The organism is Pseudomonas sp. p1(2021b) (genome assembly GCF_020151015.1).
GTDB classification, from domain to species: Bacteria; Pseudomonadota; Gammaproteobacteria; order Pseudomonadales; family Pseudomonadaceae; genus Aquipseudomonas; species Aquipseudomonas putida_K.
In genome coordinates, this window is record NZ_CP083746.1 from 4,828,767 (window position 1) to 4,846,662 (window position 17,896).

At 64.5% G+C, this 17,896-nt stretch carries 21 protein-coding genes; 13 read left to right on the plus strand and 8 right to left on the minus strand.

All coding sequences use genetic code 11. From position 1 onward, the window contains the following. Nucleotides 1–110 precede the first annotated feature (110 nt). Nucleotides 111–932, minus strand: coding sequence for a thermonuclease family protein (locus tag K8374_RS22395; protein WP_224457249.1), 822 nt, complete (start codon nt 930–932; stop codon nt 111–113). 2 nt (nt 933–934) lie between these two features. After that, complete coding sequence (rpmE, locus tag K8374_RS22400; RefSeq protein ID WP_084853831.1) at nt 935–1,150, minus strand: 50S ribosomal protein L31; 216 nt, start codon at nt 1,148–1,150, stop codon at nt 935–937. A 168-nt stretch (nt 1,151–1,318) separates the two neighbouring features. Between rpmE and K8374_RS22405 the strand changes: the two genes are divergently transcribed. The 3 genes from K8374_RS22405 (at nt 1,319) to K8374_RS22415 (ending at nt 6,211) form a co-directional block, all read left to right on the plus strand. Next, nucleotides 1,319–3,538: a primosomal protein N' gene (locus tag K8374_RS22405; RefSeq protein WP_224457250.1), complete on the plus strand. Its 2,220-nt coding sequence runs from the start codon at nt 1,319–1,321 to the stop codon at nt 3,536–3,538. A gap of 236 nt (nt 3,539–3,774) precedes the next feature. Then, nucleotides 3,775–5,511, plus strand: coding sequence for an arginine--tRNA ligase (gene argS / locus K8374_RS22410; RefSeq protein WP_224457251.1), 1,737 nt, complete (start codon nt 3,775–3,777; stop codon nt 5,509–5,511). A 1-nt stretch (nt 5,512) separates the two neighbouring features. Continuing rightward, nucleotides 5,513–6,211: an SPOR domain-containing protein gene (locus K8374_RS22415; protein ID WP_224457252.1), complete on the plus strand. Its 699-nt coding sequence runs from the start codon at nt 5,513–5,515 to the stop codon at nt 6,209–6,211. A gap of 44 nt (nt 6,212–6,255) precedes the next feature. Here the strand turns inward: K8374_RS22415 and K8374_RS22420 are convergent, their stop codons facing one another. Continuing rightward, a complete protein-coding gene (locus K8374_RS22420) occupies nt 6,256–6,675 on the minus strand; it encodes an NINE protein (RefSeq protein ID WP_224457253.1) in 420 nt (139 codons plus the stop codon). A 168-nt stretch (nt 6,676–6,843) separates the two neighbouring features. Between K8374_RS22420 and K8374_RS22425 the strand changes: the two genes are divergently transcribed. Beyond that, on the plus strand, nt 6,844–7,476 hold the full coding sequence (locus K8374_RS22425) for a C40 family peptidase (protein WP_224457254.1): 633 nt from the start codon (nt 6,844–6,846) through the stop codon (nt 7,474–7,476). Between the two features lie 106 nt (nt 7,477–7,582). Here the strand turns inward: K8374_RS22425 and K8374_RS22430 are convergent, their stop codons facing one another. After that, nucleotides 7,583–8,578 (minus strand): type IV pilus twitching motility protein PilT, encoded by a 996-nt coding sequence (locus tag K8374_RS22430; protein WP_224457255.1) that lies wholly within the window; start codon nt 8,576–8,578, stop codon nt 7,583–7,585. A gap of 66 nt (nt 8,579–8,644) precedes the next feature. On the opposite strand from K8374_RS22430, the gene K8374_RS22435 reads away from it, so the two are divergent. From K8374_RS22435 to K8374_RS22475, 9 genes are all read left to right on the plus strand, one after another. Continuing rightward, nucleotides 8,645–9,331 carry a YggS family pyridoxal phosphate-dependent enzyme gene (locus K8374_RS22435; RefSeq protein WP_224457256.1) on the plus strand — a complete coding sequence of 229 codons (687 nt, stop codon included), beginning with the start codon at nt 8,645–8,647 and terminating at the stop codon, nt 9,329–9,331. A gap of 38 nt (nt 9,332–9,369) precedes the next feature. After that, nucleotides 9,370–10,188, plus strand: coding sequence for a pyrroline-5-carboxylate reductase (gene proC / locus K8374_RS22440; RefSeq protein WP_224457257.1), 819 nt, complete (start codon nt 9,370–9,372; stop codon nt 10,186–10,188). Nucleotides 10,189–10,198: 10 nt separating this feature from the next. Further along, nucleotides 10,199–10,789: a YggT family protein gene (locus K8374_RS22445; RefSeq protein WP_084853815.1), complete on the plus strand. Its 591-nt coding sequence runs from the start codon at nt 10,199–10,201 to the stop codon at nt 10,787–10,789. 88 nt (nt 10,790–10,877) lie between these two features. After that, a complete protein-coding gene (gene metX, locus K8374_RS22450) occupies nt 10,878–12,017 on the plus strand; it encodes a homoserine O-succinyltransferase MetX (protein WP_224457258.1) in 1,140 nt (379 codons plus the stop codon). A 7-nt stretch (nt 12,018–12,024) separates the two neighbouring features. Next, complete coding sequence (gene metW, locus K8374_RS22455; protein WP_224457259.1) at nt 12,025–12,645, plus strand: methionine biosynthesis protein MetW; 621 nt, start codon at nt 12,025–12,027, stop codon at nt 12,643–12,645. A 32-nt stretch (nt 12,646–12,677) separates the two neighbouring features. Continuing rightward, on the plus strand, nt 12,678–13,112 hold the full coding sequence (locus tag K8374_RS22460; protein WP_224457260.1) for a DUF4426 domain-containing protein: 435 nt from the start codon (nt 12,678–12,680) through the stop codon (nt 13,110–13,112). After that, entirely contained in the window at nt 13,109–13,705 is a 597-nt protein-coding gene (rdgB, locus tag K8374_RS22465; protein WP_224457261.1) for an RdgB/HAM1 family non-canonical purine NTP pyrophosphatase, read from the plus strand. Before K8374_RS22460 ends, rdgB begins: the two co-directional genes overlap by 4 nt. Then, nucleotides 13,702–14,889, plus strand: coding sequence for a radical SAM family heme chaperone HemW (hemW, locus tag K8374_RS22470; RefSeq protein WP_224457262.1), 1,188 nt, complete (start codon nt 13,702–13,704; stop codon nt 14,887–14,889). The genes rdgB and hemW overlap by 4 nt, the downstream gene beginning before the upstream one ends. 9 nt (nt 14,890–14,898) lie before the next feature. Beyond that, nucleotides 14,899–15,225, plus strand: a complete 327-nt coding sequence (locus tag K8374_RS22475) for a DUF3392 family protein (RefSeq protein ID WP_224457263.1) — start codon at nt 14,899–14,901, stop codon at nt 15,223–15,225. Between the two features lie 391 nt (nt 15,226–15,616). Here the strand turns inward: K8374_RS22475 and trmB are convergent, their stop codons facing one another. The 4 genes from trmB to K8374_RS22495 form a co-directional block, all read right to left on the minus strand. Further along, complete coding sequence (gene trmB, locus K8374_RS22480) at nt 15,617–16,339, minus strand: tRNA (guanosine(46)-N7)-methyltransferase TrmB (RefSeq protein WP_224457264.1); 723 nt, start codon at nt 16,337–16,339, stop codon at nt 15,617–15,619. Between the two features lie 9 nt (nt 16,340–16,348). Beyond that, nucleotides 16,349–17,143 (minus strand): thiazole synthase, encoded by a 795-nt coding sequence (locus tag K8374_RS22485; RefSeq protein ID WP_043208630.1) that lies wholly within the window; start codon nt 17,141–17,143, stop codon nt 16,349–16,351. A 54-nt stretch (nt 17,144–17,197) separates the two neighbouring features. Then, nucleotides 17,198–17,398: a sulfur carrier protein ThiS gene (thiS, locus tag K8374_RS22490; RefSeq protein WP_084854288.1), complete on the minus strand. Its 201-nt coding sequence runs from the start codon at nt 17,396–17,398 to the stop codon at nt 17,198–17,200. A gap of 103 nt (nt 17,399–17,501) precedes the next feature. Continuing rightward, nucleotides 17,502–17,873 carry a DUF423 domain-containing protein gene (locus K8374_RS22495; RefSeq protein ID WP_224457265.1) on the minus strand — a complete coding sequence of 124 codons (372 nt, stop codon included), beginning with the start codon at nt 17,871–17,873 and terminating at the stop codon, nt 17,502–17,504. Between the last annotated feature and the right edge of the window lie 23 nt (nt 17,874–17,896).

Consider the following 17,896-nt stretch of genomic DNA (forward strand, 5'->3'; position numbering starts at 1 on the left):
GACTGCCCGGTCACTTGTGTCAAGGCCTTTAGCCTACGACTTTACGCTATAACCCACGGGGCATACGCCATCAAGTGTGTACAATCCAATAGCGAAATGTCTACAACTATTTAACCTGAAACACGCTCCAACATGCTCGGATCGGTCAATGGCAACAACCAACGCCGCTGCCCTGACTTCAGGCCGCCCTTGCGGGATCGATCCAGCACCCAGCCACGCGCCTCGACCTGGCGTCCTTTGAGATTATCGAAGAACCTGGGCGGGAAGTTGCGTTGCAGACGAGCGGGAACCTGCAGCACCACCTGCTCGCCAAGATCGAGCCAGACCCCGCCGCGATTGCGCTCGATGCCCTGGATTTTGCCGCTGATGACGGCAAACCCAGACTGGCGCACATCGCCGTCACGCAGCACCGGCGACTGCCGCCAGAGTCCGACACGGGCCGCCCTGGCCGCCTGTTCGGCTTGCTGCTGGCAGGAGGCGAGGTTGACGTTGGGCGCCACCGCGACCCGATAGCCCAGGCCCTCGCTGAGCAATACCGCCTCGAGATTGTCGCCATTGCGACTGTAGATATGCGCCAAGGTGCGCCCGTACTTGTCTTTCGACTCCACGCCCGGCACCAGGCCGACGCGCCCGTCGCTGGCTTTCACCAAGGCTTGCAGGCGGCGCTTGGCAGCCTCGGCATAGGGTTCGCTGGTACGCCCCTTGCGGCCGATTTCCGGTGCGTTGAGCCCGATCATGCGCACGCTGCGCCCATCGCTCAGGCGCAAGGTGTCGCCATCGACCACCTGGCGTACCGCCACGTGCTGCGGTTTGTCGGGCAGGGGACAGTAGGCAAGGGCGGGGAGGTGCCAGATCGCGCCCACAAAAAAAGCGCCCACAAGGGGCGCCTTCTTCTGCAGTAGCGCGAAACCCGAGGGGTTCGCCATACGCATGATTACTTCTTGGTACCGAACATACCGAAGCGATCGGCGAACTTCTGTACGCGACCACCGGTGTCCAGGACCTTCTGCTTGCCAGTGTAGAACGGGTGGCACTGGGAGCAGACGTCGATCGACAGAGGCTTGGCCAGGGTCGAACGGGTCTCGAACTTGTTGCCGCAGCTGCAGGTGACTGCAACTACTTCGTAATTCGGGTGAATTTCTGGTTTCATCGTCACTTCCTCGAGCTGCGTGCCGCCACCCAACACCAATTGTTGAATACCGCACGTAATTAGGCGGCGAATAATACCAGAGCATCGCGCCAACGCAAGGTGTCGCGAGCACCGACTGTCGTCTGCTAGTCTCGGCGGATTCCGAAATGCCCTCCAGAGACCTTCCGCGTGTCCGACGTCATCCTGCGCCTTGCCCTGCCCTCGCCCCTGCGTCGCCTGTTCGACTACCGGGCTCCGGCCAGCATGGCCCGCCAGGCGCTGGTGCCGGGCATGCGCATCCGTGTGCCGTTCGGGCGCCGGGAGATGATCGGCGTGCTGGTGGAAGTCTGCGACAAGAGCGAAGTTCCGGCAGACAAGCTCAAGCCTGCCAGTGCCCTGCTCGACCCGGTGTCGCCGCTGCCGGCTTCGCTGTTCAAGCTGTGCCTGTGGACCTCGCAGTATTACCAGCACAGCCTGGGCGACACCCTGAACTGGGCCCTGCCGACCCTGCTGCGCCAGGGCGAGCCGGCCGAGATGCGCCAGGAGCGTTTCTGGCACGTGGCGCCCGGCGCCCGCCTGGAAGACCCGCGCATAGCCCGCGCACCGCGCCAGCGCGAAGCCCTCAAGACATTGTCGCAACACCCCCACGGTGTCGCCCACAGCCTGTTGACCAAGCTGGGCCTGAACAAGGACAGCCTGGATCTGTTGCTGGCCAAGGAACTGGTCCAGGTGGAAATACGCCGCCACCTGCCCCAGGCTCGTCACGAACACTGGCTGGCACAGCCGGAACTGCCCCTGAACGAGGAGCAGCTGGCTGCCTTCGATGCCGTGCGCTCGGGCTTCGGCGCCTTCCACGCCTTCCTCCTGGCCGGGGTGACGGGCAGCGGCAAGACCGAGGTCTACCTGCAGCTGATCCGTGAAACCTTGGAAGCGGGCAAGCAAGCATTGATCCTGATCCCCGAGATCAACCTGGGGCCACAGACCCTGGCGCGTTTCGAGCAGCGCTTCAATGCCCGCATCGCCCTGCTGCACTCGGCGGTTGGCGACCGTGAGCGCCTCGATGCCTGGCTGGCGGCCCGCGATGGCGAGGCCGACATCATCATCGGCACGCGCTCGGCGCTGTTCACACCCATGAAGAACCCCGGCCTGATCATCATCGATGAGGAGCACGACGGCTCCTATAAGCAGCAAGAAGGCCTGCGCTACCACGCCCGGGACCTGGCCGTGGTGCGTGCCCACCAGGAAAACATCCCGATCCTGCTCGGCTCCGCCACACCCTCGCTGGAAAGCCTGCACAACGCCCACAGCGGGCGCTACGGCCTGCTGCGCATGAACCAGCGCGCCGGCGGCGCACGTGCCCCTCGCTTCCTGCGCCTGGATGTGCGCAGCCTGCCTCTGGACAGCGGCATCAGCGGCCCGCTGCAGCAAGCCATCCGCCAGACCCTGGAAGCCGGCCAGCAAGTGCTGGTATTCCTCAACCGCCGCGGCTTCGCCCCGACGCTGCTGTGCCATGACTGCGGCTGGCTGAGCGAATGCCCGCGCTGCGATGCGCGAATGACCGTACACCAACGCTCCGGCGTGCTGCGCTGCCACCATTGCGGCCACGACGAGCGCTTGCCGCACCAGTGCCCGCAGTGTGCCCATGTCGACCTGCGCCCGGTGGGCGCGGGCACCGAGCGGGCCGAGGAGCGCCTGAAAACGCTGTTCCCCGACTACCCTGTCCTGCGCGTCGACCGCGACAGCACCTCGCGCAAGGACGCCATGCACAACCTGTTCACCACTATCCAGCGCGGCCAGCCCAGCATCCTGGTCGGGACGCAGATGCTGGCCAAGGGTCACCACTTCCCCCGGGTGACGCTGGTGGCCATCCTCGACGCCGATGGCGGCCTGTTCTCCGGCGACTTCCGCGCCAGCGAGCGCATGGCCCAGCTGATTGTCCAGGTGGCCGGCCGCGCCGGGCGGGCCGAGGAGCCAGGCAAGGTGATCATCCAGACCCACCTGGCCGAACACCCCTTGCTGGTGCAGCTGACCGAGCAGGGCTACTTCGCCTTCGCCGAACAGGCCCTGAGCGAACGTCGGGCTGCAGGCCTGCCTCCTTTCGCCCATTTGGCCTTGCTGCGTGCCGAGGCGCACAAGCCGGGCCAGGCGGAGAGCTTTCTCGACGAGGCCTGCGCCGCGGCCGAACGCCTGCTGGCCGAGCAGAACCTGCACGGTATCGAGCTGCTCGGCCCGGTGCCGGCGCCCATGGAGCGCCGCGCCGGGCGCTTCCGCGCGCAATTATTGCTCCAGGCCAATGCCCGGGCGCCTTTGCATCGACTGATCAGTGCCTGGTTGCTAGTGTTGGAGCACATGCCGTCCGGGCGCCAGGTACGCTGGTCGCTGGATGTGGACCCGGTCGACCTGTACTGAGCAAAGGCGCAGCACACACATGCCCTGTAGGAGCCGGCTTGTTCCGCGATAAGCCGACCCTGTAGGCGCGACGGCATGGCAAGGGCTGCGCCCTTGATCGCGGGACGAGCCCGCTCCTACAAGGACACGCAAGATGCTCAGAGGTTGGCAACAAGCCCCCAGGAACGGATAATGCCCAGTTTTTCCACCTGCGCATCGAAGCGCCCCACCGCGCTTGCGGTCGAAAAGAGAACGCCATGAAAGACACCATTCGCCAGCTGATCCAGCAAGCCCTCACCCAACTCGTCACCGACGGCGTGCTGCCTGAAGGGCTGACGCCGGCGATCCAGGTGGAAAATGCCCGGGACAAGACCCATGGCGATTTCGCCAGCAACATCGCCATGATGCTGGCCAAGCCCGCCGGCATGAAGCCGCGCGACCTGGCCGACAAGATCATCGCAGCCCTGCCGGCCAGCGACGACATCACCAAGGTCGAGATCGCAGGCCCTGGCTTCTTGAACTTCTTCCAGAACACCCAGGCGCTGGCCAACCGCCTGGACGCCGCCCTGGCCGACGATCACTTGGGCGTGCGCAAGGCCGGCCCGAGCGAGAAGGTGGTGATCGACCTGTCGGCACCGAACCTGGCCAAGGAAATGCACGTCGGCCATCTGCGCTCGACCATCATCGGCGACAGCGTCGCCCGGGTCCTGGAGTACCTCGGCGACCAGGTGATCCGCCAGAACCACGTAGGCGACTGGGGTACCCAGTTCGGCATGCTGTTGGCCTACCTGGAAGAGAACCCGATCACCAGCGACGAGCTGTCGGACCTGGAGAACTTCTACCGCGCAGCCAAGAAGCGCTTCGACGAGTCCGAAACATTCGCCACCCGCGCCCGTGGCCTGGTGGTCAAGCTGCAGGCCGGCGACCCCGAGTGCATGGCCCTGTGGACCCGCTTCAAGGACATCTCCCTGTCCCACTGCCAGAAGACCTACGAGCTGCTCAACGTCAAGCTGACCATGGCCGACGTGATGGGCGAAAGCGCCTATAACGCCGACCTGGCCAACGTCGTGGCCGACCTCAAGGCCAAGGGCCTGCTGGTCGAGGACCAGGGCGCCCAGTGCGTATTCCTCGACGAATTCAAGAATGCCGAAGGCGAGCCGCTGCCGGTGATCGTGCAGAAGGCCGACGGTGGCTACCTCTATGCCACCACCGACCTTGCCGCCGTACGCTACCGCAGCAATGTGCTCAAGGCCGATCGCGCCCTGTACTTCGTCGACCAGCGCCAGGCCCTGCATTTCAACCAGGTATTCGAAGTTGCCCGCCGCGCAGGTTTCGTCGGCCACCCGATGCAGATGGAGCACATGGGCTTCGGCACCATGAACGGCGCCGACGGCCGCCCGTTCAAGACCCGCGACGGCGGCACCGTGAAGCTGATCGACCTGCTCACCGAGGCCAAGGAACGCGCCTATACCCTGGTCAAGGACAAGAACCCGAGCCTGTCCGAGGACGAACTGCGCCGCATCGGCGAAGTGGTCGGCATCGGCGCAGTGAAGTACGCCGACCTGTCCAAGCACCGCACCAGCGACTACAGCTTCAACTTCGAGCTGATGCTCAACTTCGACGGCAACACCGCGCCGTACCTGCTGTACGCCTACACCCGCGTGGCCAGTGTGTTCCGCAAGCTGGGCAAGGGCTTTGACGAAGTCGAGGGCAAGATCACCCTGCAGGCTGCCCACGAGCAGGACCTGGCCGCGCGCCTGGCGCAGTTCGGCGAAGTGCTCAACAACGTGGCCGAGAAAGGCACCCCACACGTGCTGTGCAGCTACCTGTACGACATCGCCGGCCTGTTCTCCAGCTTCTACGAGAACTGCCCGATCCTCGCCGCCGAGACCGCCGAGCAGCAACAGAGCCGTCTGCGCCTGGCCGCCCTGACCGGCCGGACCCTCAAGCAGGGCCTGGAACTGCTCGGCCTGGAAACCCTGGAGCGCATGTAAGTTGGCTGCCAAGAAAAAACCCGCACCCAAGCGTGGCGCCAGCCGTAACCAGGCACCGGCCAAACAGCCGATCCCGGGCTGGATCTGGCTGGCGGTCGGCCTGACCGTCGGCGCCTTCATCGTCTTCCTGATGAAGCTCGAGCCTGGCGGCGACGACATCAAGCGCACCAAGCCCGAGCAACAGAAGCCGGCGAAGGTCGCCGAAGCTGGCAAAGGCAGCGCGCCTGCGCAGCAGCAGCCGGTCAAGCCCAAGTACGACTTCTATACGCTGCTGCCGGAATCGGAGGTCATCGTGCCGCCCGAAGCCGTGCCGGAGAAAACCCCACCGGTGCCGGCGCAACCGATCAAGCCGGTCACACCAGCGGAAGCGGCGAAGATCGACACCGCCCGCGCCCAGGCCGCCCTGATGGGGCAGACACCTCCGCCTGCGCCCCCGGTGATCAAGCCGGCAGCGACCACGCAGTTCTTCCTCCAGGCCGGCTCGTTCCGTAAGCAGGCCGATGCCGACAAGGTCCGGGCGCAGATCATCCTGCTCGGCCAGTCGGTCAAGGTGGAGTCGGGGACGGTGAAGGACGAGACTTGGTACCGCGTACTGGTCGGCCCGTTCAGTAATCGTGAACAACTGACCGGGGCGCAGAAGCAACTGGCCGGGGCAGGCTTTGGCAACCTGCTGCTGCAGCAGCGACAGACCCGCCAGTAACAAGAGAAGGCCTTGCCGCCCCACGCGACAAGGCCTTTTTTCTATCAGCGGCGTTCGGCGTTGACCTGGGAAATCTGGCTGTTGAGCGTCCAGAAGTCGTACAGCACGCCAACCAGGAACAAGCCACCGGTGAATAGGTAGATCAGGGCACTGATCCATTTGCCCTGGTACAGGCGATGCACTCCGAAGATGCCCAGGAAGGTCAGGAAGATCCAGGCCAGATTGTAGTCCACCCGGCCCGGCTGGAAGCGCATGTCCGCCTCACGGTCCATGGACGGGATCAGGAACAGGTCGATCAACCAACCGATACCCAATAAGCCCAGGGTGAAGAACCAGAGGGTGCCTGTGATCGGCTTGCCATAGTAGAAGCGGTGCGAGCCAGTGAAGCCGAAGATCCACAAGAGATAACCCAGGACCTTGCTGTGGGTGTCGTGCAACGGCGCCCCCTGTTGATAACCATTCATGCTTGTCCTCCTTGGATTAGTGAAAAATTTTCTAAGGAAATTTGTGACTTTTTCCTTGGAAGCCGACGTATGGTACCCGCGCAATCGACCAACGGAACGAAAAACCCACCGTAGGTGTTATAGAGTTGCGCGCCATACAGCCAACACATACCTAAAAGAGTTTCAACTATGCCGCCTTTGTTCAAGACATGGCTGACCCTCTGCCTTCTGTTACCCCTGGCCGCCCACGCCACCAACCGTGAGCAACGTCTTCCCAACGGGTTTACCGGCTACACCACCAATGCCAGTAGCACCGTGAAGCGCACGCCGATCAAGCAGACCAGCCTGCGCGCTCGCCCAAGCAATGCCGCCAAGGCCTCCAGCCAACTACCTGTGGCCATGATGTCGGCCAAGCAGAGCAGCAATGTGCTCAGCCGTGCCGTCAATGTACTCGGTACGCCCTATCGTTGGGGCGGCAGCAGCCCGAGCAAGGGCTTCGACTGCAGCGGGCTGGTCAAGTACGCCTTCACCGACGTCGCCGACGTCGACCTGCCGCGTACCTCCAATGCCATGGCCCGCGGGCATGGCGTCAAAGTGGCCAAGAGCGACCTCAAGCCAGGCGACCTGATCTTCTTCAACATCAAGAGCCGCCGGGTCAATCACGTGGCCATCTACCTGGGCAACGACCGCTTCATCCATGCGCCACGGACTGGCAAGAGGGTGAGCATCGATACCCTGAGCAAGCCGTACTGGCAACGGCATTACGTGGTGGCCAAGCGGGTGCTGCCCAAAGAACAGACGCTGGCACTGGCCAAGCGCTGAACTTAAATCGCCTGCTGTTCAGGTAGGCCTTGAGACGGGTGCTTGCCGTAAGATCGAGCGCCGCGCGGGCGGCGCTCGATCTTACAGGCACCGAAGCGCTTTAAGATCACCCTGCCTCAATAATCTGGCCCCGCAACGCCTGCAACGCCATCTCCATCGTCTTCATCCCCGCCGCCGCCCCGGTCTGCATCACGGACTGCAACTGCGCCATCCGCCCCTCGCGGATCAGGTTGCGCACCGCAGGCGTCGCCACCAGCACTTCCCGCGCAGCCACCCGGCCACCGCCCACACGCTTGACCAGCACCTGCGCCACCACCAGGCGCAACGACTCCGCCAGCATCGCCCGTACCAGCGCCTTTTCTTCTGCGGCAAACACCTCCACCAACCGGTCGATGCTGTTCACTGCCGAGCGGGTATGCACCGTCGCCAGCACCAGGTGGCCGGTTTCCGCCGCACGCAAGGCCAGACGAATACTCTCCAGGTCACGCAGTTCACCGATCACGATCACATCCGGGTCCTGACGCAAGGCGCTACGCAGGCCCTGGGCAAAATCCCGGCAGTCGCGACCGATCTCACGCTGGCTGACCAGGCTGCGCTGGCTGCTGTGGATAAGTTCAACAGGGTCTTCGAGCGTGATGATATGAAAGGGGTGCGCGTGGTTGAGCTGGTCGACCAGAGCCGCCACGGTGGACGACTTGCCGCTGCCGGTCGGCCCGCCTACCAGCACCAGGCCGTCGCGCCACTGCGCAATAGGTTGAAATACTTCCCCCAGGCCCAGCTCATCCACGGTCGGCACGCGGCTGGGCAGCAAGCGCAGGCTCGCCCCAGGCCCATTGCGCTGGCGGTACAGGTTCAAGCGGATACGCACAGGACCTGGCAGCGTCACGGCCAGGTCCAGCTCATCGCCACTCGCCCATTGGCGCCGCTGCGCCTCGTCCAGCAGCGGTGCGAGCGCGTCTTCCAAGGTGGAGGCTGCCAGCGGCGGCAGGTCCAGGCGCTGCAACTGGCCATCCAGGCGCAGCATGGGTACTTCGCCCGCGGCCAGGTGCAGGTCCGAAGCCCCCGCAGCCATGGCCCGGGCCAGCAGGTCGGTCACATCCATGAGACTCCCCAAAGGCCATCAAGCAGGTAGAATGCCGCAGACCATAGAGCCGTCGGCATCGATTCCATGTCCACCATAGCAGACAACCTTTCCGCCCTCGCCGCTCGCATCGACAGCGCAGCGCAGGCCGCCGGACGCGACCCGGCCAGCGTCCAGCTGCTGGCGGTGAGCAAGACCAAACCGGCCAGCGCCATCCGCGAGATCCACGCTGCAGGCGTGCGCGATGTCGGCGAGAACTACCTCCAGGAGGCCCTGGCCAAGCAGGTCGAGCTCGATGACCTGCCCTTGATCTGGCACTTCATCGGCCCCATCCAGTCGAACAAGACCAAAGCCATCGCCGAGCATTTCGACTGGGTACACTCCGTGGATCGCCTGAAGATCGCCCAACGCCTGTCCGAACAACGCCCCGAGAGCCTGGCGCCACTGAACATCTGCCTGCAGGTGAATGTCAGCGGCGAGGACAGCAAATCCGGCTGCGCCCCCGCCGACCTGCCCGCGCTGGCCCAGGCCGTGGCGGCCCTGCCCCGGCTACACCTGCGGGGTCTAATGGCGATCCCCGAGCCCACCGACGACCGCGCCGCCCAGGAGGCCGCCTTCGCCACCCTGCGCCGGTTGCAGGAAGGCCTTGGCCTGGACCTGGACACGTTGTCCATGGGCATGAGCCACGACCTCGAGGCTGCCATCGCCCAGGGCGCGACCTGGGTACGTATCGGCACCGCCCTGTTCGGGGCGCGTGATTACGGCGCCGCCTGAATCCATGCTTTACTCACTCTTTCCCTCAAGGACCTGACATGAGCAAGACACGAATTGCCTTTATCGGCGCCGGCAACATGGCCGCCAGCCTGATCGGTGGTCTGCGTGCCCAGGGCCTGGACGCCTCGCAGATCCGCGCCAGCGACCCGGGCGCCGAGACCCGCAGCCGCATCCAGGCCGAACACGGCATCGAAACCTTCGAGAACAACGCCCAGGCCATCGATGGCGCCGACGTCATCGTCCTGGCAGTAAAGCCGCAGGTCATGAAAGCCGTGTGCCAGGCCCTGCAACCGAGCTTGCAGGATGGTCAGCTGATCGTTTCCATCGCAGCCGGCATCACTTGCGCCAGCCTGCAGAGCTGGGTCGGCGCTCGCCCAGTGGTGCGCTGCATGCCCAACACCCCCGCACTGCTGCGCCAAGGCGTCAGCGGCCTGTATGCCACCGAGGAAGTATCCAGCGAACAACGCCAGCAGGCCGAGCAACTGCTGTCGGCCGTGGGTACCGCCCTGTGGCTGGAGCAGGAGCGGCAACTGGACGCTGTGACTGCGGTCTCCGGCAGCGGCCCGGCGTATTTTTTCCTGCTGATCGAAGCCATGACCGCGGCAGGCGAAAAGCTTGGCCTGCCACGTGAAACCGCCTCCCAGCTGACCCTGCAGACCGCCCTGGGCGCCGCGCACATGGCCGTAGCCAGCGACGTCGACGCCGCCGAACTGCGCCGCCGCGTGACCTCGCCGGCCGGCACCACGGAGGCTGCGATCAAGTCGTTCCAAGGCAATGGCTTCGAGGCCATCGTCGAGCAGGCACTGGAGGCCGCAGCGAAACGTTCCGCCGAACTGGCCGAGCAATTGGGCAAATAAGGAGCTGTCGATGAATGCATTGTCCGGCGCCGCGATCTTCGTGGTGCAAACCCTGGTCAGCCTGTACCTGGTGATCGTCCTGCTGCGCTTCGTGCTGCAACTGGTCAAGGCCGACTTCTACAACCCGCTGAGCCAGTTCGCGGTGCGCGCCACCCAGCCGCTGCTCAAGCCGCTTCGCCGCATCATCCCCAGCGTCGGTGGCCTGGACACTTCGTCCCTGGTGCTGTCGGTGGTGATCCAGGCGCTGCTGATGGCCTTCGTGCTGATGGTCAGCTATGGCACCTTCGGCGACGTCCTGCACCTGCTGATGTGGGCGATCATCGGTGTCACCTCGCTGTTCCTGAAGATCTTCTGGGTGGCGATGATCGTCATGGTGATCGTGTCCTGGGTCGCCCCCAACAGCCACAACCCGGCGGCCGAACTGGCCTACCAGATCAGCGAACCGGTGCTGGCGCCATTCCGTCGCCTGGTCCCGAACCTCGGCGGCATGGACATCTCGCCGATCTTCGCATTCCTGGCGATCCAGGTGATCCAGTCGTTCGTCATGCCCCCGCTGGCCGCCTACGCTGGCATGCCACAAGAGCTGTGGCGGATGATCTGACCAACCTTACCCACGGCGGCAAGCCTTCGCTTGCCGCTGGGGGTGGCCCTCTTTAGACTTACGCCTCCGTCAAGCGTGAGCAGGGTCGATGTCCACTGTCCTTCCCGAAGATTCCGTTGGTCTGGTAACACCGCAAACCGCCCGGTTCGATGAGCCGCTGGCCCTGGCCTGCGGCCGCTCCCTGGCCAGCTACGAGCTGGTCTACGAAACCTATGGCACCCTCAACAGCACTGCCAGCAATGCCGTGCTGATCTGCCATGCATTGTCCGGCCACCACCATGCCGCGGGCTACCACGCCCCTACCGACCGCAAGCCGGGCTGGTGGGACAGCTGCATAGGCCCTGGCAAGCCGATCGACACCAACCGCTTCTTCGTGGTCAGCCTGAACAACCTGGGCGGCTGCAACGGCAGCACCGGCCCGAGCAGCATCAACCCGGCCACCGGCAAGCCCTACGGCGCGGAGTTCCCGGTCCTGACCGTGGAAGACTGGGTACACAGCCAGGCGCGCCTGGCCGACCGCCTGGGCATCGGCCAGTGGGCCGCCGTGGTCGGCGGCAGCCTGGGCGGCATGCAGGCGCTGCAGTGGACCATCAGCTACCCGGACCGCGTTCGCCATTGCGTGGACATTGCCTCGGCCCCCAAGCTCTCGGCACAGAACATCGCCTTCAACGAGGTGGCACGCCAGGCCATCCTCACCGATCCGGAGTTCCACGGCGGCTCGTTCCAGGACCAGGGCGTGATTCCCAAGCGCGGCCTGATGCTGGCGCGCATGGTCGGCCATATCACCTACCTGTCCGACGACTCCATGGGCGAGAAATTCGGCCGCGAGCTCAAGAGCGACAAGCTCAACTACGACTTCCACAGTGTCGAGTTCCAGGTCGAGAGCTACCTGCGCTACCAAGGCGAGGAGTTCTCCGGGCGCTTCGACGCCAATACCTACCTGCTGATGACCAAGGCGCTGGACTACTTCGACCCGGCCGCACGCCACGGCGGCGATCTGGCCGCTACCCTGGCTCACGTCTCGGCGGACTATTGCATCATGTCATTCACCACCGACTGGCGCTTCTCCCCGGCGCGTTCACGGGAGATCGTCGACGCCCTGATGGCAGCACGCAAGAACGTCTGCTACCTGGAGATCGACTCACCTTACGGGCACGATGCCTTCCTGATCCCCACGCCTCGCTACATGCAGGGTTTCGCGAACTACATGAATCGCATCGCCATCTGAGGACAGCATGAGAGCCGACCTGGAAATCATCCACGACTGGATCCCCGCCGGCAGCCGGGTACTCGACCTGGGCTGCGGCAGCGGCGAGCTGCTGGCCTCGTTGCGCGAGCGCAAGCAGGTCACCGGCTATGGCCTGGAGATCGACGCCGACAACATCGCCGCCTGTGTGGCCAAGGGTGTCAACGTCATCGAGCAGGACCTGGACAAGGGCTTGGGCAACTTCGCCAGCAACAGCTTCGACGTGGTGGTCATGACCCAGGCCCTGCAGGCCGTGGAGTACCCCGACCGCATCCTCGACGAGATGCTACGCGTGGGGCGTCAATGCATCATCACCTTCCCCAACTTCGGCCACTGGCGTTGCCGTTGGTACCTGGCGACCAAAGGTCGCATGCCGGTCTCGGACTTCATGCCCTACACCTGGTACAACACCCCGAACATTCACTTCTGCACCTTCGCCGACTTCGAAGAGCTGTGCCACGAGCGCAACGCCAAGGTCATCGACCGCCTGGCGGTCGACCGTCTGCACCGTAATGGGTGGGCGGGCCGGCTATGGCCTAATCTTCTAGGGGAGATCGGCATTTATCGCGTCAGCAGCCGGGGCCTGCCAGAACATCAGGTCGCGGTCTGAACCTCGCGCCCAACCCATTGGAGGATTGCACCATGCGTCGCCTAGCCCTATTCCTGATCAGCCTGTGCCTGGCCCTGCCGGTACTGGCTGCAGACCCCGCCAGGCCGGAGCGCAAGGAAGTCTTCGGCGACGTCACGGTGCATTACAGCGCCTTCACCTCGAGCATGCTGCAGCCAGACGTGGCCGCCGCCACGGGCCTGACCCGCAGTAAGAACCAGGGCGTGCTCAACATTGCCGTGCTCAAGGCCGGGAAGCCAGGCATGGCGGTGGTCAGCGGCACGGTGAAGGACCTGACCGGGCGTAGCAGCCCGCTGTCGTTCAAGCAGATCAGCGACCAGGGCGCGGTGTACTACATCGCCCAGTTCAAGATCGAACAGCCGGAAACCCTGACCTTCGACGTCAACGTCGAAACCGGCGGTATCAGCCATAAACTCAGCTTCAACCAGGAAGTGTTCCCAGGCGAATGATGAATTTCCAGCAACTCGTATTGGCCAGCCACAACGCCGGCAAACTCAAGGAACTGCAGGCCATGCTCGGCGAGTCCGTGCACCTGCGCTCGATCGGTGAATTCAGCCAGGTGGAGCCTGAGGAAACCGGCCTGTCGTTCGTCGAGAACGCCATCCTCAAAGCCCGCAATGCCGCACGCATCTCCGGCTTGCCCGCCCTGGCGGACGACTCGGGGCTTGCGGTGGACTGCCTCGGCGGCGCACCGGGCATCTACTCGGCGCGCTACGCCGATGGCAAGGGCGATGCAGCGAACAACGCCAAGCTGCTCGAAGCCTTGAAGGACGTTCCGGTCGAGGAGCGCGGCGCGCAGTTCGTCTGCGTCCTGGCCCTGGTGCGCCATGCCGAGGACCCATTGCCCATCCTCTGCGAAGGCCTGTGGCACGGTAGCATCCTGTTCGAAGCCAGCGGCGAGCACGGCTTCGGCTACGACCCGCTGTTCTGGGTCCCCGAGCGCAAGTGCTCCAGCGCCGACCTCGATCCCGTGGAAAAGAACCAGCTCAGCCACCGCGCCCGCGCCATGGCCCTGCTGCGTCAACGTCTGGGCCTGGCATGACCGAAACGCTGTCCACCCAGCCACGCCAGCCCGGCGCGGCGGGTTTCGCCACGCTGCCGCCCCTGTCCTTGTATATCCACATTCCGTGGTGCGTGCGCAAATGCCCCTATTGCGACTTCAACTCCCATGCCGCCGGCCCTGAGCTGCCGGAAGAGGCGTATGTCGATGCCCTGCTGACCGACCTGGACCAGGAGATGGCCGCCGTGCAGGGCCGCGTGCTCAGTTCGATCTTCTTCGGCGGCGGCACGCCGAGCCTGTTCAGCGCCAATGCCTTGGGGCGGCTGCTGCGCGGCGTGGAGCAGCGCATCCCGTTCGCCACGGACATCGAGATCACCCTGGAGGCCAACCCTGGGACCTTCGAGCAAGAGAAATTCAAGGCCTATCGGCAAACGGGGATCAACCGCCTGTCCATCGGCGTGCAGAGCTTCCAGCCGGCCAAGCTCCAGGCCCTGGGGCGCATCCACAACGGCGACGAGGCGATCCGCGCCGCCGGCATGGCACGGGCGGCCGGCTTCGACAATTTCAACATGGACCTGATGCACGGCCTGCCCGACCAATCGCTGGAAGATGCCCTGGCAGACCTGCGCCAGGCCGTCGACCTGGGGCCGACCCATTTGTCCTGGTACCAGCTGACCGTCGAGCCGAACACCGTGTTCTGGAACCAGCCACCGGAGTTGCCCGAAGACGACATCCTGTGGGACATCCAGGAAGCCGGGCAAGCCTTGATGGCCGCGAACGGCTTCCAGCAGTACGAAGTTTCGGCCTACGCCCAGGCGGGCCGCGCCGCCAGGCACAACCTCAACTACTGGCGCTTTGGCGACTTCATCGGCATCGGTGCCGGCGCCCACGGCAAGCTGACCTTCGCCGATGGGCGCATCCTGCGCACCTGGAAGACCCGCCTGCCCAAGGACTACCTGAACCTGGCCAAGCCATTCAAGGCCGGGGAAAAGCGGCTACCGGTGGACGAACTACCGTTCGAATTCCTGATGAACGCCCTGCGCCTGACCCAAGGGGTGGAAGCCGAGCTGTTCAGCCAACGCACCGGGCTTGCGCTTTCGCAGTTGGCAGAAGCCAGGCGCGAGGCAGAACGAAAGGGCCTTTTGCAGGTCGAACCGGATCGGCTGGTGGCAACACCCCGGGGCCAATTGTTTCTCAATGACCTGTTGCAGTATTTCTTGACCTAAGGATGACCCATGGACCTGGTACTTGACCTGCTCGCGACCGTTTCTCGTTGGAGCCGCAGCAACCTGTCGGAAATCTCCCTGGCCTTGGTAGGCTGCTTGCTGGTGCTGTTCGGCACCGACATCAAGGGCTGGGTGGAAGGACGCCTGGGTGGCCTGGCCGGGGCCCTGCGCGTGCCCTTCATGGCACTGCTGGTGATGATCGGCAGCGGCGCCGCATTGATCTACGCAACCCCCTGGGTGGTGAAAGGCCTGGCCCAATTCAACAACTACGCCCTGGCACCGGTGCTGCTGGTGGTACTGGTCCTGATCGGCGTGGTAGCAGACCGCCGCGGCTGATCCGCTTGCGCCCATCGCCGGCAAGCCGGCTCTCATAGAACAACGCATGACCATTTGATTTGCGGCACCCTGTGGGAGCGGGCTTGTCCCGCGATTGGGCCGGGCCCGATATCACCGTCGCCTGGCAAGGGCTTCGCCCTTGATCGCGGGGCAAGTCGGACCGCCGCACCGCCGCTCCCACAGGGGCTGCATTGGCCGCTTGTTCTCTGCGCGACAGCGCAGCCCGAAGGGCTGGGTAATCTCCCACAGTGATTTCGCAAGTCTTGAGAGCGGCGCAATCTCGGTGGGAGCTGGCGACAGCCTGCGATGGGCTGCGTAGCAGCCCCAAGTGCAGCCGATAAGGCTTAACTGACTGGCGTTACCGTCCTGAGAGCGGTTTATTGAAACCCGATCACTCGACCTTTTCGAACTTCAGGTCCCAAACACCATGGCCAAGGCGCTCGCCACGGCGCTCGAACTTGGTGATCGGGCGCTCTTCGGGACGCGGAACGTAGGTGCCATCAGGCGCCTGGTTGCGGTACCCCGGCGCGACCTTCATCACCTCCAGCATGTGCTCAGCGTACGGCTCCCAGTCAGTGGCCATATGGAACACGCCACCGACCTTCAGCTTGCGGCGCACCAGCTCGGCGAATGCCGGCTGGACGATGCGGCGTTTGTGGTGACGCGCCTTATGCCACGGGTCGGGGAAGAACAGCATCAAACGGTCGAGGCTGTTGTCGGCCACGCAGCGGTTGAGCACCTCGATGGCGTCGCAATCGTATACCCGCAGGTTCTTCAGACCCTGGGTCAATACGCCATTGAGCAGTGCACCGACACCCGGACGGTGCACTTCGACACCGATGAAATCCAGCTCAGGCGCGGCCGCGGCCATTTCCAGCAGGGAATGGCCCATGCCGAAGCCGATCTCCAAGGTGCGCGGCGCCGAACGGCCGAACACCTGGTCGTAGTCCACCGGACTGTCGGCCAGGGGCAGGATGAACAGGGGGCCGCCCTGCTCCAGGCCGCGTTGCTGGCCTTCGGTCATACGCCCGGCGCGCATCACGAAACTCTTGATGCGGCGGTGCGGGCGGGCTTCGCCGTCGGTGGTGATCGGCGTGTCTTGCGATTCAGTCATCAGGGGCTCTTACTTGATCAGACCTTCCAGCGGCGACGAGGCGCTGGCATAGAGTTTCTTCGGCATGCGCCCGGCCAGGTAGGCCATGCGACCAGCGACGATGGCGTGCTTCATGGCCTCGGCCATCAGCACCGGCTGCTGGGCATGGGCAATGGCCGAGTTCATCAGCACCGCCTCGCAGCCCATCTCCATGGCGATGGTGGCGTCGGAGGCGGTACCTACGCCGGCATCGACCAGCACCGGCACCTTGGATTCTTCCAGGATGATCTGCAGGTTGTAGGGGTTGCAGATGCCCAGGCCGGTGCCGATCAGGCCCGCCAGCGGCATCACCGCGATGCAGCCGGCTTCGGCCAGCTGACGGGCGATGATCGGGTCATCGCTGGTGTACACCATCACGTCGAAACCGTCCTTGACCAGCACTTCGGCGGCCTTGAGGGTCTCGATGACGTTGGGGAACAGGGTCTTCTGGTCGGCCAGCACTTCCAGCTTGACCAGGTTGTGGCCGTCGAGCAGCTCACGCGCCAGGCGGCAGGTGCGCACGGCTTCGACGGCATCGTAGCAACCGGCGGTGTTCGGCAGGATGGTGTAGCGGTCCGGCGGCAACACGTCGAGCAGGTTCGGCTCGCCCGGGTTCTGGCCGATGTTGGTACGGCGCACGGCAACGGTGACGATCTCGGCACCCGAGGCCTCGATGGCCAAGCGGGTTTCTTCCATGTCACGGTACTTGCCGGTGCCGACCAGCAGGCGCGACTGGAAAGTGCGCCCGGCCAGGGTGAAGGGCTTGTCGCTGCGAACGTTGCTCATCGTGGATCCTCTGGAAAAGGTTGCGGGACTTGCAGGTGAATCGCCGGGCGGGACTCAGCCGCCACCGATGGCATGGACCACTTCGACCTGGTCGCCTTCGCTCAGCTGCGTGCTTTCGTGCTGGCTGCGCGGGACGATATCCAGGTTCAGTTCCACCGCCACCCGGCGGCCGGCGAGCTCCAGCCGACCCAGCAGGGACGCGACGCTCTCGCCATCGGGCAATTCGTAAGGTTCACCGTTCAATTGAATGCGCATGCGCACGGCCACCATTGTGCTTTGGGGGTCCGCATTCTAGCCCCGATCCGCATTCCAACCCAAGGGTGGCCGACGCCATTAGTCGCGATTGTGGACCACTTGGTCAGCTCAGGCGCCAGGCAGCCAGCCCCAGGCACAACCAGCCGGCCAGGAAACACAGGCCGCCGATGGGTGTGATGACACCAAGCTTGCCCAGGCCGCTTAGGGTCAGCACATACAGGCTGCCGGAGAACAGCACGATCCCCATGGCGAACAGCCCACCGGCCCAACCGACCAGGCGCCCGGGCAGGTGCACCGAGAGCAGCGCGACGCCAAGCAGGGCCAAGGCATGCACCAGTTGATAGGTCACGCCGGTCTGGAAGATCGCCAGGTAATCGGCGCTCAGGCGGCTCTTCAGGCCATGGGCGGCGAAAGCACCCAGGCCCACGCCGGTGAAGCCGAAGAAGGCAGCGAGCATCAGGAAGCTGCGAAGCATGGGACGACTCCTGGAAAGGGGTC